Consider the following 15,066-nt stretch of genomic DNA (forward strand, 5'->3'; position numbering starts at 1 on the left):
AATGCCAATAATATAAAAGACTGGTACGTAGAAGTTGAACAATATACTAACAACGATCCTGTTGCCAGTGTACAACAGAGCTTCGACTTCCTGAACAAAGCAGAATACGTGAAATAATTTTGCGTAAATAAATAAAGAAACGAGGATGATTCATTAATTTGAACCATCCTCGTTTCTTTATTTCCTTACAGAGCCGTAGTTTAATTCTTTTCAATGCTGTATCTTTGTGTTACGATCTTATTTTACAAACTATGCATCAATTTAAATATCAATTGTCTCTCTGGATTTCATTTACATTTACGATGTTATTATTCGGATCTTGTTCGGGTTACAAAATGATGAATGGCCCTGTTTTTAATCCAGGTGTTTCTTTGGAGTTGGCCGAATTACGGAAACAGGAAGTTTCCGGATTGAAATATAAATTATACTTTAAAATTCCGGAAGATAAAAATGAAGAGGTTTCAGGTAAAGTTGTTATGGATTTTATGCTTAACCGGACTAATGTAGATAAAACAAATGAATTTGGCGGAGTACTTCTGGACTGTCGTATAAATAAGGATAAGATTTATAAAATATGGGCCAATGGGAGACAAGTGAAAAAATGGATTGTTAATGAGCATATTGTAATTCCTGAATCGGTAGTAAAGAAGGGCGATAATCAGATTACTGTGCAGTTTGTTGCTGAGGATCAGTCGCTGAACCGTAATGCCGAATATCTTTATACTTTGTTGGTTCCAGATAGGGCACGTACACTTTTTCCTTGTTTTGATCAACCTAATCTGAAGGCTGAGTTTAGCTTGCAGCTGGATATTCCTGCCCGTTGGACAGCCGTATCCAATACCGCAATTATAAATGAGAAAACTACTAATGACCGTAAAGAAATTCATTTCGCACCTACCGAACCTCTCAGCACTTATCTATTTTCTTTTGTTGCCGGTTTGTTAAACCGTACAGAACAGTTTCAGAACGGACAAAAAATTGCGGTATATCACCGGGAAACGGATCCTCAAAAACTGATTCAGCTGGATACAATTTTTCATCAGGTTTTTGCATCTATCAAGTGGATGGAAGAATATACGGGTGTACCTTATCCATTTGCAAAATACGATTTGATAATACTTCCCGGATTTCAATATGGTGGTATGGAACATACGGGTGCAACTCTTTATAATGATAGAAGAATGTTTTTAGATGAACATCCTACACCTGATGAAGAACTGGGCCGGACATTATTGATTGCTCACGAAACTGCACATATGTGGTTCGGTGATTTAGTTACTATGAATTGGTTTAATGATGTGTGGACCAAAGAGGTTTTTGCTAATTATTTTGCAGCAAGAATTACTGAACCTCTTTTCCCTGACGTAAATCATAGGCTTTCTAATTTACGAACATTTTATATTTCCTCATTAGGCGAAGACCGTACACCCGGAACAACGTCTATACGTCAGCCTCTTGATAATTTACGAAACTCCGGACTCATCTACGGTCAGATTATCTACAATAAAGCTCCTATTGTTATGGAAAAACTTGTGGAGTTGATTGGGCAAGAGGCATTTCAAAGCGGTATTCAGGAATACTTAAGTACTTATGCCTATGGAAATGCAACGTGGGATGATCTCGTTTCTATTTTAGATAGTAAAACCGATGCAGATTTAAAACAATTTAGCGATGTATGGGTAAATCAGAAGGGTATGCCTGAAATAGATATGGAACTTAAAGGTAATCGTCTTATTGTCCGCCAAAGAGATCTCTTGAATAGAGGGATATTTTGGCCACAACGTTTTAATGTAACGCTCTGTGGAAAGAAAACAATTTCAAGGGAAATAAATCTTACGGATAGTATACTTGAACTGCCTCTCGATTTTTATCCGGATTATGTGCTTCCAAATACGGATGGTAGAGGTTATGGGCGCTTTCTCCTCTCTTCAGAGGCTGTTCAATATATTGTGGATAATTGGTTTTCAGAGAAGGATGAAGTTTGCCGTCTTTCGTTACTTATGACTTTATACGAGAATTATCAATCGAAGCGTTTGTCTCCTTCCCTTATAGCAAATACCCTGTTAAAGGGTTTACCTATTGAAAGTAATCCGATTATTGCTTCTGCCCTTGTTGGATATTTGAATAGTTGTGTTAATGACTTGAACGGTGAACCCCGTTTGTTTATTGAACAACGGATGTATGAGCTGTATCAGACTCATAAACTTCCATCTGTCAGATTACAATTGCTTCGAGCCTTGATGAGTATGGTTGTTTCGCCGGATGTTATTGAAGCGCTATATGGTATATGGAGTGACGGAAAAAGTGAATTACTAAGCGAACGGGATTATATAACTCTCTCTTATGAACTGGCTATCAGGATGCCTGAAAGGAGTGCAGCCATTCTTGCTAAGCAAAGGGAGCGGATCACAAATCCGGATCGTATCAGGGAATATGATTATGTGGCACGGGCATTGAATCACGACACAACCAGATTGGATAATCTTTTTGAATCACTTCTTATTCCGTCAAACCGACGCATTGAACCTTGGACTCAGACGGTGCTTTATTATCTAAATCATCCAACACGTCAGGATTATTCTGTCAAATATATACGTCCGGCTCTAGATGCATTGCGGGATGTGCAACGAACCGGCGATATCTTTTTTCCAAGAGGATGGGTGGGTGCGTTATTAGGAGGGTACAGAAGTATGGATGCATACCAAGAAGTACAGGACTTTTTGAAAGATAATCCGCAATACCCGCCTCTATTGAAAAATAAGATACTCCAGGCAGCTTACCCGTTATTTCGGTGTAACGAGGATTAAGGAGGTTCCTCAAAGATTCTTTGGCTTCTGCAATTATTAGCTTTATCTTTGCACCTCGAAAAAAGTAATTTAATGAATAAGTTCAAAGACAATGCGGCAACCGGAACCTCTTTCGGTATTTTACTGGCACTAAGTTTTTCACATTTGGCTAATGATACATTGCAGTCTGTGATTTCGGCTGTTTATCCCTTGCTAAAGGAGAGTTTGGCTTTGAGTTTTGCTCAGATCGGTTTAATTACACTGGTCTATCAGATATCGGCTTCTGTATTTCAACCTGTTGTTGGTTTTTATCTGGATAAAAGACCAAATCCATGGTTTCTTCCGGTAGGAATGACCTTTACGATGACTGGGTTAACTACACTTGCTTTTGCTCATACCGTAACACTTACTGTAGTCGCTGTATTTTTGGTCGGCATCGGGTCTTCCATACTCCATCCGGAGGCATCCCGACTTACATCTATTGCTTCGGGAGGTAAACGTGGAATGGCACAGTCTTTGTTTCAGGTAGGTGGAAATCTCGGGGGATCGTTAGGACCTTTATTGGTTGCTTTGATTATTGCCCCATACGGTCAGAAACATATTGCTTTATTCTCAATATTGTCTGTAATCTGTATTCTTGTAATGATTCCTATCTGTAAGTGGTACAAAAGAAAACTGAAGGAATTAAAGTCAGGAAAGAATACTATGCAGCCCATAAAACACCTGGCCATATCCCGCCCGAAATTGATTCTATCGCTGATAGTTTTGCTGATACTTATTTTTTCAAAGTATGTGTACATGGCGAGTCTGACCAATTATTATACGTTTTATCTGATTGAAAAATTTGGAGTTACCGTACAACAATCTCAATTTTATTTATTCGGATTTCTTTTTGCCATTGCTCTGGGAACCCTGCTCGGCGGACCGATTGGTGATAAGGTAGGACGTAAGTATGTAATCTGGGTATCGATTCTTGGGACGGCTCCTTTTAGTTTAATGATGCCCTATGCCGACTTACAGTGGACCTGTATTTTGAGTTTGGTTATCGGTTTGATTTTATCTTCTGCATTTTCAGCAATTTTAGTGTATGCACAAGAGTTGCTGCCTATGAAACTGGGACTTATTTCCGGCCTTTTCTTTGGATTGGCTTTTGGTATTGCCGGAATTTCGGCTGCAATTATGGGAAATATAGCCGACGAAAAGGGTATAGAGTATATCTATCATCTCGTATCTTTTATGCCTTTACTGGGTATAGTTACCTATTTTTTACCTAATGTAAAGCGGAAAGTGTGATTGAGTAAGTGATTGAATTATTGATTTTTTGTTATCCTGGTGATGTTGATTGATGTTATTTTTTGAACAATAGATCTTTTAAAATTGTTTTTAAGCCGAGTTAGTGAGTGATCTTTAACGCGACTCATTAATTGTTATAAAATATGTTTGTATGCAAAAGTTAATTTCTTATCCATTGTCTATAGTATATTATTTGCTATTTTTTTTAACATTACTGTTATTTCATCCGATTCAGTGGATATGTTTTAATTTGTTTGGTTATAATGCTCATAAAAAGAGTGTGGATGTATTAAGTTACTTTTTGGTGGCGAATACGTATGTATTGGGAACTTCTTATAAATTTGAGAATCTGGAGTTGTTACCTCAAGGTGTACCTCTTATAATTGCAGCCAATCATCAAAGTATGTATGATATTACTGCTATCGGATGGTTTATGCGTAAAGTGCACCCCAAATATATTAGTAAAATTGAATTAGCTAAGGGTATACCCAGTATTTCCTATAATTTAAATCATGGCGGTTCGGTTGTAATTGATCGTAAAGACCCCAGACAGAGTCTGCCTGCCATTAAAAAGATTGCAGAGTATATTGAACAAAATAAGAGATCGGTCGTTATATTTCCTGAAGGTACCAGGAGTAAGACGGGTGTTCCAAAGCCTTTTGCCGAAAGTGGATTGAAGTTACTGTGCAAGTATGCACCTTCGGCTTACATGGTTCCGTTAACTATCAATAATTCCTGGAAAATGACACCTTGGGGATCTTTTCCATTAGGAATTGGAAATAAGCTTACATTTACTATTCATCCTCCTTTTGCAATTGAAGGTTTGTCTTTTGCAGAAATATTTGAAAGAACTGAAAAAGCAGTTGTTGGTTCTGTGCGCAATTAGTTGAAGGTGTTTTTCAACTTAATAATATACTTCATGGTTTAAGTTTAAGCTATGTGTTTTTTTGTTGTAAATGCAACCTATTACTCACAATTAAATTATTCCTAATGGCATTAAAAAATATACGTTTAGAAGTGATGCACTTCCTGGAACAAAATATTGATAGTTTTGTGAATCAATATTTAATTCCTGTCGAAAAGATTTGGCAACCAACTGATTTCCTCCCTGATTCTGGTAGCGAGACCTTTTATGAAGACTTAAGGGAGTTGCGGGAATTGGCTAAAGATTTACCATACGATTTCTGGGTTGTACTGGTTGGCGACACCATAACCGAGGAAGCTTTACCTACCTATGAGTCTTGGTTGATGGAGGTTGAAGGTGTTGTAAATGGTGATTCGGAAACCAGAAATGGCTGGTCAAAATGGATCAGACAATGGACCGGAGAAGAAAACAGACACGGGGATGTGCTTAATAAGTATCTCTATCTGTCGGGACGGGTAAATATGAGAGAAATTGAGCAAACAACCCAGCATCTTATTAACGATGGATTTGATATAGGTACAGGCAGGGATCCTTACAAGAATTTTGTGTATACCAGTTTTCAGGAATTAGCTACATTTACGTCCCATAACGGTATTGCTGAATTGGCTAAAAAGGGTGGTAATGATAAATTGGCACGTATGTGCCGACGAATTGCAGGCGACGAAATGAGGCATCATCTGGCATATAGTGAGTTTGTAAGACGAATCTTTGAATTGGATCCAAGTGAAATGATGCTGGCCTTTAGCTATATGATGAGGCAAAAAATTGTAATGCCAGCCCACTTCTTGAGAGAATCCGGACAGAAAATAAGTACGGCATTCGAACAGTTTTCTAATTCAGCACAACGTATCGGCGTTTACACAACAAGCGACTATATAGCTATTATGGAAAAGCTGATTGAAAAGTGGAAAATAGATAAAATAACAGGACTTACAGATGAGGCCGAACGAGCAAGGGATTTTCTTATGAAATTGCCTGCACGAATGGCTAAAATATCTGAAAGGTTGGTTATCCCTTCAGAACCTTATGTCTTTAAGTGGGTAACTCCTTTAGTAAAATAGGCCTATTTATACATAGAATATTCCATCTCCCTGACAGATTCAATTCGCAGGAAGATGGATTTTTTTATCTACAAGCTTTCATGATATCATCCCAGGCTGCAGCCAGATCAGCCATACTTGGAAAGAGAATGTCTGCTCCTGCACCCAATAGTACACTGTCTGGCAAAGGACCGGTATTAACGGCTATAGTGAAAATGCCTGCAGCAACGGATGCTTCTACACCCATTGGTGCATTTTCTACAACAAAGGCCTCCCAGGGTTGAACTCCCGCTTTATTTAGTCCGATAAGATATGGTTCCGGATGAGGTTTCCCATACTCCACATCGTAGGCCGTAACCATCTTTTCTCTTTCAAAGCAATTGGGAAAGGATTGATTTAATTTAGAAAGTAATGATTCCTGTCCTGAGCCGGTAACCACAAGTGTTTGTAGTCCATGTCTCTTAACATTCGAAATCACCTCGGTAGCTCCATCCATAGTGGCTCCATCATTATAATGATTGAACAACTCGGATTTCTGTTTATACATTTGCGCTTTTTCTTCCTCAGTTGCATCTCTCCCGAACGTACGTTGAAAAAGAATATTAATGGTGCTTTCGCCGGTCCTTCCTTCAAACATATAAAAGTCTTCGGGGGTTGAGATGAGTTGATGCAGACTGGAGGTTTCAGACCATGCACGGGCATGATAACGCATGGAATCGTATAATACTCCATCCATATCAAATAAAACGGCTTTGGGATTTAATATAGGGTACGAATGTCTATGCAGATAGCTTTGAATAGCTCGTTGAATCATTTTATTTGTCTTTTAAAGTATAATACAAAATTACACTAAAATGTTCGTGTAATCAAATGCTATCCTGTTGTTTGTCTTAAAAAGTAGTTATCTTTGTTTAAAAAGATTATATAGTTAATAAAACTATTCTATTAAGGTATTTGTAAACTGTATTGTTGATTTGCCGACTCAGTATTAATCTTTAAAAAATGATAAATAGTTGAGGACTTTTTCTTTTTAATTAGTCTTATTATTAAAGTCAGCTTTTTGTTATAGCCTTAAGTTATTATATAAATCAATACATATGAAAAAATTATTTTGTATTTCAGTTCTCTTATTTGTTTTCTTTTTTGCCCGTGCTGGAGAATGGATCCGCGTGAACCAATTGGGGTACCTTCCTGATTCGAAAAAGATAGCTGTATATATGAGTGAATCGCCCATTGATTTAGAACGTTTTGAATTGAAAGATGCTTACACCCATTCTACAATTCTTACTTTTAATTCACTGAAATCCGCTGGCAGATATGGTAAAATGCAATCTACTTACCGATTGAACTTTAGTGCATTTGAAGGTACCGGAACATATTATTTAAAAGCGGGTAATGCTGTTTCTCCGGTGTTCAGGATTAACGCACATGTATATGATGGTACAGCCGATTTTTTGCTCCATTATATGCGTCAGCAAAGATGTGGGTACAATCCATGGCTAAAAGATAGTTGTCACCTGCACGATGGTTATATTGTTTATCATCCAACCCGTTCGGGTGAGAAGATTGATGTTACCGGCGGTTGGCACGATGCAACGGATTATCTACAGTATACGGCCACCTCTTCCAACGCAATATATCAGATGATGCTGGCATACCAACAAAATCCGGAATCATTTGGTGATGCTTATCAAGCGAATGGACATCCTGGGTCTAATGGGATTCCGGATATAGTTGACGAGATTAAATGGGGACTTGACTGGTTGAACAAGATGAATCCGGTGAAGGGAATGATGTTTAATCAGATTGCGGATGACAGGGATCATGCTGGTTTCAGATTGCCTACAAGAGACTCGGTAGATTATGGATGGGGTAAAGGTACTGGCAGACCGGTCTACTTTTGTACCGGAGAACCTCAGGGATTGATTAAACATAAGAACAGAGCTACCGGAATAGCCTCTACAGCTGGAAAGTTTTCTTCTTGTTTTGCCTTAGGTTCTAAAGTGTTGTCCGGATTTTATCCTGATTTTGCAAAAGAAATAGGGGCTAAGGCTGCTGATGCTTTCGACCTTGGCGTGCAATATCCGGGAGCATGCCAGACAGCCCCGGGTTCTGCTCCATATTTTTATGAGGAGGATAATTGGGTGGACGACATGCAATTGGCAGCTGTTGAATTGTATAAGTCGACCAAAGATGAAAAATACATGAAGCTGGCTGTAAATTATGGCAGGATGGAACCCGTTACTCCCTGGATGGGGGCTGATAGTGCCCGACATTATCAGTGGTATCCATTTATGAACGTAGGGCATTACAGACTTGGAAATTCGACCGATAAGCGAGTTAGCGATGAGTTTAAACGGAACATGCGTACTGGAATTGAACGTGTATTTGAAAAAGCAAAGGAAAATCCATTTCTCAATGGTATACCTTATATATGGTGTTCAAATAATTTAGTTGCAGCTTTGTTAACTCAATGCCGATTGTATCGGGAGACCACCGGCGATATTCGTTACGATGAAATGGAGGCGGCTTTAAGGGATTGGCTGTTTGGTTGTAACCCATGGGGTACAAGCATGATAGTTGGCCTTCCGTCGTGGGGAGACTATCCTGAGTTTCCACATTCTTCGTATGTTGTTGGCGGTATAGGAAATACTCCGGGCGGATTAGTAGACGGACCTGTTTACGGTGCTATTTTTAATGGATTGTTGGGTGTTAAAATTACTGAGCCGGACTTATATGCTCCTTTCCAATCGGATTTAGTCGTGTACCACGACGACGTCTCTGACTATTCAACCAATGAGCCAACAATGGATGGAACGGCAAGTCTTACTTATTATCTTTCTGCTATGCAAAAGGATGGTATGGAATTATCAAAGCATAACACCTCTCGAAACATCGAGGTGGCAGGAGGAATAGTTCGTACCGATCCTTCAAAAAAACAGTTGACATTGGTTTTTACGGCGGCCGATAAAGCGGATGGTGCCGATATTATCCGAGAGACATTAAAACGTAATCATGTTCAGGGGGCATTCTTCTTTACCGGCGGTTTTTATAGAGATTTTCCTGATGTAATCAAATCTTTAAAACAGGATGGACATTATTTGGGAGCTCATTCAAATGATCATCTTCTTTATTGTGCATGGGAAAATAGAGATTCTACTTTGATAAGCAGAGAGGTATTTACAAAAGATATAGTTGAAAATTATAATTTGATGGCTAAAGCAGGTATTCATCCAGCGGATGCTCCTCTATTTATACCTCCTTACGAATGGTATAACGAAGAGATTGCCGGCTGGGCACAGGGTATGGGTTTGAAAATCGTAAATTTTACACCTGGTACCGGATCTAATGCTGATTATACAACTCCTGATATGAAAAACTATCGTAGTAGCAAGGATATATTCAATCAAATTATCAAAGTTGAAGAAGCTGATGGGTTGAACGGACATTTGTTATTGGTCCATCTTGGTACGCATCCTGACCGGACTGATAAGTTTTATAATCGGTTGGATAAACTAATCAAAACATTGAAAAAAAGAGGATATACGTTTGTTCCCATGCGTGATGCTACAGGTTATTGATGATAATCCTGGCTGTTTTATCTTAAATAACAAAGCAGCAATAATTCTTTAAATAAACGCCCAAAAGTAATTGCATTTACTTTTGGGCGTTTATTTAAAGATAAACTAGTTACGAAAAGTGAATCTTTCCTGAAAGGAATGGATTGCTCTTATTATTTTGCAGAGTAGCCAGGAAATAGATCCCGGATTTCTGCTTCTGTTGGCTGTTTACCGTATTCACATATTTGAAAGGATTCAATAGCTTTTACTTTACTTAAATCTGTATATCTATACCATTTGTAAAGTAATTCTTTATCCTTTTCTGTTATAAATCCTCTTTTGATTACATAGTTTTTTTCGAGGTAGTTAAGTCTTCCTTCTTTGTCTGAGGGTATGATGTCATTTGATTGGTTTATCCAGGGTAGCCATTCATACACTTGCGAAACATGTGCATCCAGTAGGTTGGCTTTCTCTTTAATTACCGGCGTTATGTCTATCACAATGTCTGATCGAAAGGGCAACGGTGTTGTAAAGCGATCTCTTGTATATAAAAATAATGGATTGTTTTTGATAGCAGGTACCTCCGGAAGCATTTGAGGTACTGTTACCATAAAAGCTGCATCCTGAACCAGGAGTGAGGCATTTCTATGATCTGGATGATAATCGAAGGGACGATGGGTGATTACTATATCTGCTTTCCATTCCCTTATTAAGCGAATAACTTCTAATCGATTTTCGAGCGTTGGAAGTAGCTCACCATCATTTATGTTAACAACTTCGTATGCACATTTTAGCCTTTTTGCAACCTCTTCGGTTTCTTTCAACCTAACAGCAGCTAATTCAATGGGGGTGTAAGATTGATGTCCTTTGTTCCCATTCGTGAGGGATACGCATTTTACCTCGTGTCCGGCAGCTGTAAAAAGAAGTGCAAGACCGCCACTGGTTATTTCACAGTCGTCCGGGTGAGCGCAAATGATTATCACACGTTTTGAATCTTTTGATTCTTCTGAGCTCAGCATGTTAACACAAGGGAAGATCAGTAACAGTACCAGCAAAATAAATCTCTGTTTCATAGTAGTTTAAAATATAAGGTGTCGAATAAATACTCAGTATTATTCATTTAATTCTATTGAACAAAGTAAAGAATTTTTTTATAGATTTATTAGTTTGTAATCTTTTTTCTTCGATTCTAAATTTACACAGGTCGTGCTAGCGATAAAATCAGGTGTGTTAAGTTCGTTTTTCAAATGCGAATCTATACTGAATAGACAGGGCTAAAAAATAATGGCTACTCAGAATAATCTAAGTAGCCATTCATTCAAATTAAAAAGTATTATAGTTTAGCTTTGATAGCTTCGCTTTCTTTTTCGTATCCAGGTTTGTTCAACAATGCAAACATATTCTTTTTGTACGCTTCCACACCTGGCTGGTCAAACGGATTTACTCCTAACATATAGCCGCTTATACCGCATGCTTTTTCAAAGAAATAGAAAAGCTGACCAATATAATATGCGTTTACCGCAGGAAGAGTGATTTTGATATTTGGTACACCTCCATCAACGTGTGCCAGTTGAGTACCAAGTTCGGCCATCTTGTTTACTTCGTCCACACGTTTGCCTGCAAGGAAATTCAATCCGTCAAGATCTGCATCGTCTGCAGGAATTTCTACTCGGTGGTCGGGAGATTCAATGGATATAACTGTCTCAAAGATGGTACGCTCGCCTTCCTGAATCCACTGGCCCATAGAGTGAAGATCTGTGGTGAGATCTACTGCTGCGGGGAAAATACCCTTATTGTCTTTTCCTTCGCTTTCTCCGTAAAGCTGTTTCCACCATTCACCAATATAATGGAGTTTTGGATGGAAATTTGCCAATATTTCGATGCTTTTACCGCTCTTATATAATTCGTTGCGAACAGCTGCATATACAGCCGAAAGATTTTCTTCGAAAGGAACTTCGATTCCTGTCTTTTTTTCCATAGATACAGCTCCGGCAACTAATTCGCGGATGCTGATACCAGCTACAGCAATGGGAAGTAAACCTACTGGAGTAAGAACAGAAAAACGACCACCAACATTATCAGGAATAATAAATGTTTTGTAGCCCTCTTTTGTCGCTAAAGTGCGCAACGCACCCTTAGATTTGTCTGTAATGGCAACGATACGGGTTTTAGCCTCTTCTTTACCAACAGCATCCTCCAACTGTTTCTTCAAAATACGAAATGCCAAAGCCGGTTCAGTTGTAGTACCTGATTTGGAAATATTGATGATTCCGAATTGTTTGCCTTTCAGAATTTCAGTAAGCTCATATAAGTAATCTTCACCGATATTTTGTCCGGCATATAAAAGAATCGGATTCTTGCGTTCTTTAAGAAGGAAATCGAAGCTGTTGTTAAGAGCATCAACTACGGCTTTTGTGCCTAAATAGCTACCGCCAATCCCCACAGCTACCACTACTTCACATTTTTCGCGAAGAATGTTGGCCGTATTTTCGATATCAGTAAGTTCCTCGTCAGTAATGGAAGAGGGGAGGTGTAACCAACCCAAAAAATCGTTTCCTTTACCGTCGCCATTATGCAGAGTGGCGATGCAATTGTTTGCTTTTGTTTCCTGATCCAGAATCTGTTTTTTTGAAACTGTTCCCAGAACCTTGTCAATGTTTAAACTGATGTTCTTCATATATCAATTTGAATTTATTTAAACGTTTCAGTCAACTGCCGGATTACGGTAGTCGGAGATTTCTTTTCGTATAAAATATCATACAATGCATTGAGTATTGGCATCTTTACATTGTATTTTTTGTTAATCTCGTAAATGCATTTGGTGCCGTAGTATCCTTCTGCAATCATCTCCATCTCGAGTTGAGCAGTTTTAACAGAATATCCTTTCCCGATCATTGTTCCGAAAGTCCTGTTTCTGCTAAAGCGAGAATAGGCCGTTACCAGCAGATCTCCAAGATATACAGAGTCTGTGATGTCTCTTTCCAGGCCGTGAATCGCATCTACAAAGTTGCGCATCTCTTCAATAGCATTTGAAATAAACACAGCTTGAAAGTTGTCTCCGTATTTCATCCCATGGCATATTCCGGCTACAATAGCATATACATTCTTTAATACAGATGCATATTCAATCCCGATAACATCCTTACAGACAGAGTTCATCAGGTATTGATTTTTAAATACAGGAGAAATCGCTTTAACTTTTTCTATATCCGGACAAGCCAATGTGATATATGAAAGTCTTTCTAAAGCTATTTCTTCAGCATGACAAGGACCTCCAAGTACAGCTATATTTTCAATAGGTACCTTAAAATATTCAGCAAAATAATCTGTAATAAGCATATTTTCATCAGGAACAAGTCCTTTGATGGCTGAAATGATAAATTTATCAGTCAAAGATGCTTTTACTTTTTTCAGATGTTGTTTTAAAAAGGGAGATGGTGTAGCAAAAATTAATGTATCCGAATCCTTTATTATCTGATTTATATTTGTGTAAAATGTAATACGACTGATATCGAACTTTACAGCAGTTAAATAGCGTGGATTATGTTCCAATTGCTTGAACTCTTCAACGCTTTCCGGACGCCGCATATACCAGTTGATGCTGCCTTGCGTAGACAACACAATCTTGGCCAGTGCAGTAGCCCAGCTACCTCCTCCCATAATAGCAATTTTTCCAGGCAAATTCATACGTTCGGATTTATTTGTCGGCATTTGCAATCCAGGCTTCCACTTCTTCGGCAGTAGGATTCGATAATTCCAGTTTATATTTTTTATTCATCTCACAAAGTTCTTGTCTTAACTTGTTTGGGTTTAATCCCTTCAAGGTCTCAATAGTGAGATAGCCGGCTTTTTGTAAGGCCGGAACCCAAGCTTCGTCAATTCCCAGGGCGGCATATTTGTCTGCGCTATCTTTTTTTATAGTCTTTTCCGGGCGCATTTGCGGGAAGAATAAAACTTCCTGAATGCTTTCCTGACCAGTCATGAACATTACTAAGCGATCCATACCGATACCCATACCACTTGTAGGAGGCATACCATATTCGAGGGCACGAAGAAAGTCGTTGTCGATAAACATCGCTTCATCATCACCCTTCTCAGACAAACGAAGTTGTTCTTCAAAACGAGCACGTTGATCGATCGGGTCATTAAGCTCTGAATACGCATTGGCAAGTTCTTTACCATTAACCATTAATTCGAAACGCTCCGTAAGCTCCGGATTGGTACGATGCTTTTTGGTAAGAGGTGACATTTCGATAGGATAATCGGTTATAAAAGTAGGCTGGATGTATAATCCTTCACATTTTTCTCCAAAAATCTGATCAATAAGCTTGCCTTTACCCATAGTCTCATCTTGCTCGATATTCAGTTGTTTGCACACATCCCGAAGTTGATCTTCGTTCATGCCACTGATATCGATGCCAGTATGTTCCTTAATGGAGTCAATCATGGTTACACGTTTGTATGGGGCCTTGAAATCTATTTCCTTTTCACCCATCTTTACCTTTGTAGTTCCATGAACATCCATACATATTTTTTCAAGCATCTGTTCTGTAAATGCCATCATCCAATTATAGTCTTTATAGGCTACATATATTTCCATAGCAGTAAATTCAGGATTGTGAGTCCTGTCCATACCTTCATTACGGAAATTACGGCTAAACTCATAAACACCTTCAAAACCTCCTACAATCAGTCTTTTCAGATATAATTCGTTTGCAATACGTAAGTATAAAGGAATATCCAGTGCATTATGGTGGGTGACGAATGGTCGTGCACTTGCTCCACCCGGGATGCTTTGCAGAACCGGAGTGTCAACTTCAATATAGCCACGCTCATTGAAAAATTCGCGCATGGAATTGAATATCTTCGTACGTTTAATAAAGATATCTTTTACACCTTCGTTAACAATAAGATCTACGTAGCGTTGGCGATAACGCATTTCCGGGTCGGTAAATCCATCAAACACAACCCCGTCTTTAACTTTTACAACAGGCAGAGGCTTAAGTGATTTGGATAGAACTGTCAGCTCTTCTGCATGAATGGAAATTTCTCCCATCTGAGTACGGAATACAAAACCCTTAACTCCAACAAAGTCACCAATGTCGAGTAGCTTTTTAAATACGGTGTTGTATAACTCTTTGTCTTCCCCGGGACAGATGTCATCACGGGTGATATATACTTGAATACGACCTTCGGAATCTTGTAATTCCATAAAAGAAGCCTTGCCCATGATACGGCGACTCATAATACGTCCCGCAATTTGTACCGGTCTGCGGTCTGCGTCGTCTTTAAACGATGCTTTAATTTCATTTGAATAAGCATTCGTTACATACTCTGCGGCTGGATATGGTTCTACCCCGATACTCCGCAATTGTTCCATGCTATTGCGCCTTATGACTTCCTGTTCGCTCAGATCAATTAGATTCATTATGCTATTTTTTTGTAAAATACGGGACAAAAGT

10 protein-coding genes and 1 pseudogene are annotated in these 15,066 nt (G+C 38.7%); 6 read left to right on the forward strand and 5 right to left on the reverse strand.

The features are described 5' to 3' along the window. The 5 genes and pseudogenes from AB7E53_RS04645 to AB7E53_RS04665 form a co-directional block, all read left to right on the forward strand. Nucleotides 1-117 (forward strand): annotated as a pseudogene (locus AB7E53_RS04645) (sugar phosphate isomerase/epimerase family protein); the annotation flags it as partial. 134 nt (nt 118-251) lie between these two features. After that, nucleotides 252-2,807 (forward strand): M1 family aminopeptidase, encoded by a 2,556-nt coding sequence (locus AB7E53_RS04650; RefSeq protein ID WP_446774442.1) that lies wholly within the window; start codon nt 252-254, stop codon nt 2,805-2,807. Nucleotides 2,808-2,879: 72 nt separating this feature from the next. Then, nucleotides 2,880-4,079 (forward strand): MFS transporter, encoded by a 1,200-nt coding sequence (locus tag AB7E53_RS04655; RefSeq protein ID WP_446774444.1) that lies wholly within the window; start codon nt 2,880-2,882, stop codon nt 4,077-4,079. A 151-nt stretch (nt 4,080-4,230) separates the two neighbouring features. Beyond that, nucleotides 4,231-4,965, forward strand: a complete 735-nt coding sequence (locus tag AB7E53_RS04660) for a lysophospholipid acyltransferase family protein (protein WP_446774446.1) — start codon at nt 4,231-4,233, stop codon at nt 4,963-4,965. Between the two features lie 104 nt (nt 4,966-5,069). Beyond that, nucleotides 5,070-6,065 (forward strand): acyl-ACP desaturase, encoded by a 996-nt coding sequence (locus tag AB7E53_RS04665; protein WP_079682032.1) that lies wholly within the window; start codon nt 5,070-5,072, stop codon nt 6,063-6,065. Between the two features lie 64 nt (nt 6,066-6,129). On the opposite strand, the gene AB7E53_RS04670 is transcribed toward AB7E53_RS04665, so the two are convergent. Beyond that, nucleotides 6,130-6,858 (reverse strand): HAD family hydrolase, encoded by a 729-nt coding sequence (locus tag AB7E53_RS04670; RefSeq protein WP_179399417.1) that lies wholly within the window; start codon nt 6,856-6,858, stop codon nt 6,130-6,132. Between the two features lie 283 nt (nt 6,859-7,141). Between AB7E53_RS04670 and AB7E53_RS04675 the strand changes: the two genes are divergently transcribed. Continuing rightward, the gene (locus AB7E53_RS04675) at nt 7,142-9,625 is read left to right on the forward strand and encodes a glycoside hydrolase family 9 protein (RefSeq protein ID WP_446774448.1); all 2,484 of its coding nucleotides are present in this window, start codon (nt 7,142-7,144) and stop codon (nt 9,623-9,625) included. Nucleotides 9,626-9,777: 152 nt separating this feature from the next. On the opposite strand, the gene AB7E53_RS04680 is transcribed toward AB7E53_RS04675, so the two are convergent. From AB7E53_RS04680 to lysS, 4 genes are all read right to left on the reverse strand, one after another. Further along, nucleotides 9,778-10,677 (reverse strand): PIG-L deacetylase family protein, encoded by a 900-nt coding sequence (locus tag AB7E53_RS04680; RefSeq protein WP_179399419.1) that lies wholly within the window; start codon nt 10,675-10,677, stop codon nt 9,778-9,780. 260 nt (nt 10,678-10,937) lie between these two features. Continuing rightward, complete coding sequence (locus AB7E53_RS04685) at nt 10,938-12,281, reverse strand: glucose-6-phosphate isomerase (RefSeq protein ID WP_179399420.1); 1,344 nt, start codon at nt 12,279-12,281, stop codon at nt 10,938-10,940. A gap of 14 nt (nt 12,282-12,295) precedes the next feature. Further along, the gene (locus AB7E53_RS04690) at nt 12,296-13,291 is read right to left on the reverse strand and encodes an NAD(P)H-dependent glycerol-3-phosphate dehydrogenase (RefSeq protein ID WP_068185690.1); all 996 of its coding nucleotides are present in this window, start codon (nt 13,289-13,291) and stop codon (nt 12,296-12,298) included. Nucleotides 13,292-13,301: 10 nt separating this feature from the next. Next, on the reverse strand, nt 13,302-15,032 hold the full coding sequence (gene lysS, locus AB7E53_RS04695) for a lysine--tRNA ligase (protein WP_446774450.1): 1,731 nt from the start codon (nt 15,030-15,032) through the stop codon (nt 13,302-13,304). Nucleotides 15,033-15,066: the final 34 nt, after the last annotated feature.

Origin of the sequence: Macellibacteroides sp., from assembly GCF_050251695.1 — a bacterium.
Lineage (GTDB): Bacteria > Bacteroidota > Bacteroidia > Bacteroidales > Tannerellaceae > Macellibacteroides > Macellibacteroides fermentans.

What these genes read in the sequence shown, in the direction of transcription:
- AB7E53_RS04690 (WP_068185690.1), bottom strand. Translation starts at nt 13,291, where the DNA reads ATGAATTTGCCTGGAAAAATTGCTATTATGGGAGGAGGTAGCTGGGCT.
- AB7E53_RS04655 (WP_446774444.1), top strand. Translation starts at nt 2,880, where the DNA reads ATGAATAAGTTCAAAGACAATGCGGCAACCGGAACCTCTTTCGGTATT.
- lysS (WP_446774450.1), bottom strand. Translation starts at nt 15,032, where the DNA reads ATGAATCTAATTGATCTGAGCGAACAGGAAGTCATAAGGCGCAATAGC.
- AB7E53_RS04675 (WP_446774448.1), top strand. Translation starts at nt 7,142, where the DNA reads ATGAAAAAATTATTTTGTATTTCAGTTCTCTTATTTGTTTTCTTTTTT.
- AB7E53_RS04660 (WP_446774446.1), top strand. Translation starts at nt 4,231, where the DNA reads ATGCAAAAGTTAATTTCTTATCCATTGTCTATAGTATATTATTTGCTA.
- AB7E53_RS04650 (WP_446774442.1), top strand. Translation starts at nt 252, where the DNA reads ATGCATCAATTTAAATATCAATTGTCTCTCTGGATTTCATTTACATTT.
- AB7E53_RS04665 (WP_079682032.1), top strand. Translation starts at nt 5,070, where the DNA reads ATGGCATTAAAAAATATACGTTTAGAAGTGATGCACTTCCTGGAACAA.
- AB7E53_RS04685 (WP_179399420.1), bottom strand. Translation starts at nt 12,281, where the DNA reads ATGAAGAACATCAGTTTAAACATTGACAAGGTTCTGGGAACAGTTTCA.
- AB7E53_RS04680 (WP_179399419.1), bottom strand. Translation starts at nt 10,677, where the DNA reads ATGAAACAGAGATTTATTTTGCTGGTACTGTTACTGATCTTCCCTTGT.
- AB7E53_RS04670 (WP_179399417.1), bottom strand. Translation starts at nt 6,858, where the DNA reads ATGATTCAACGAGCTATTCAAAGCTATCTGCATAGACATTCGTACCCT.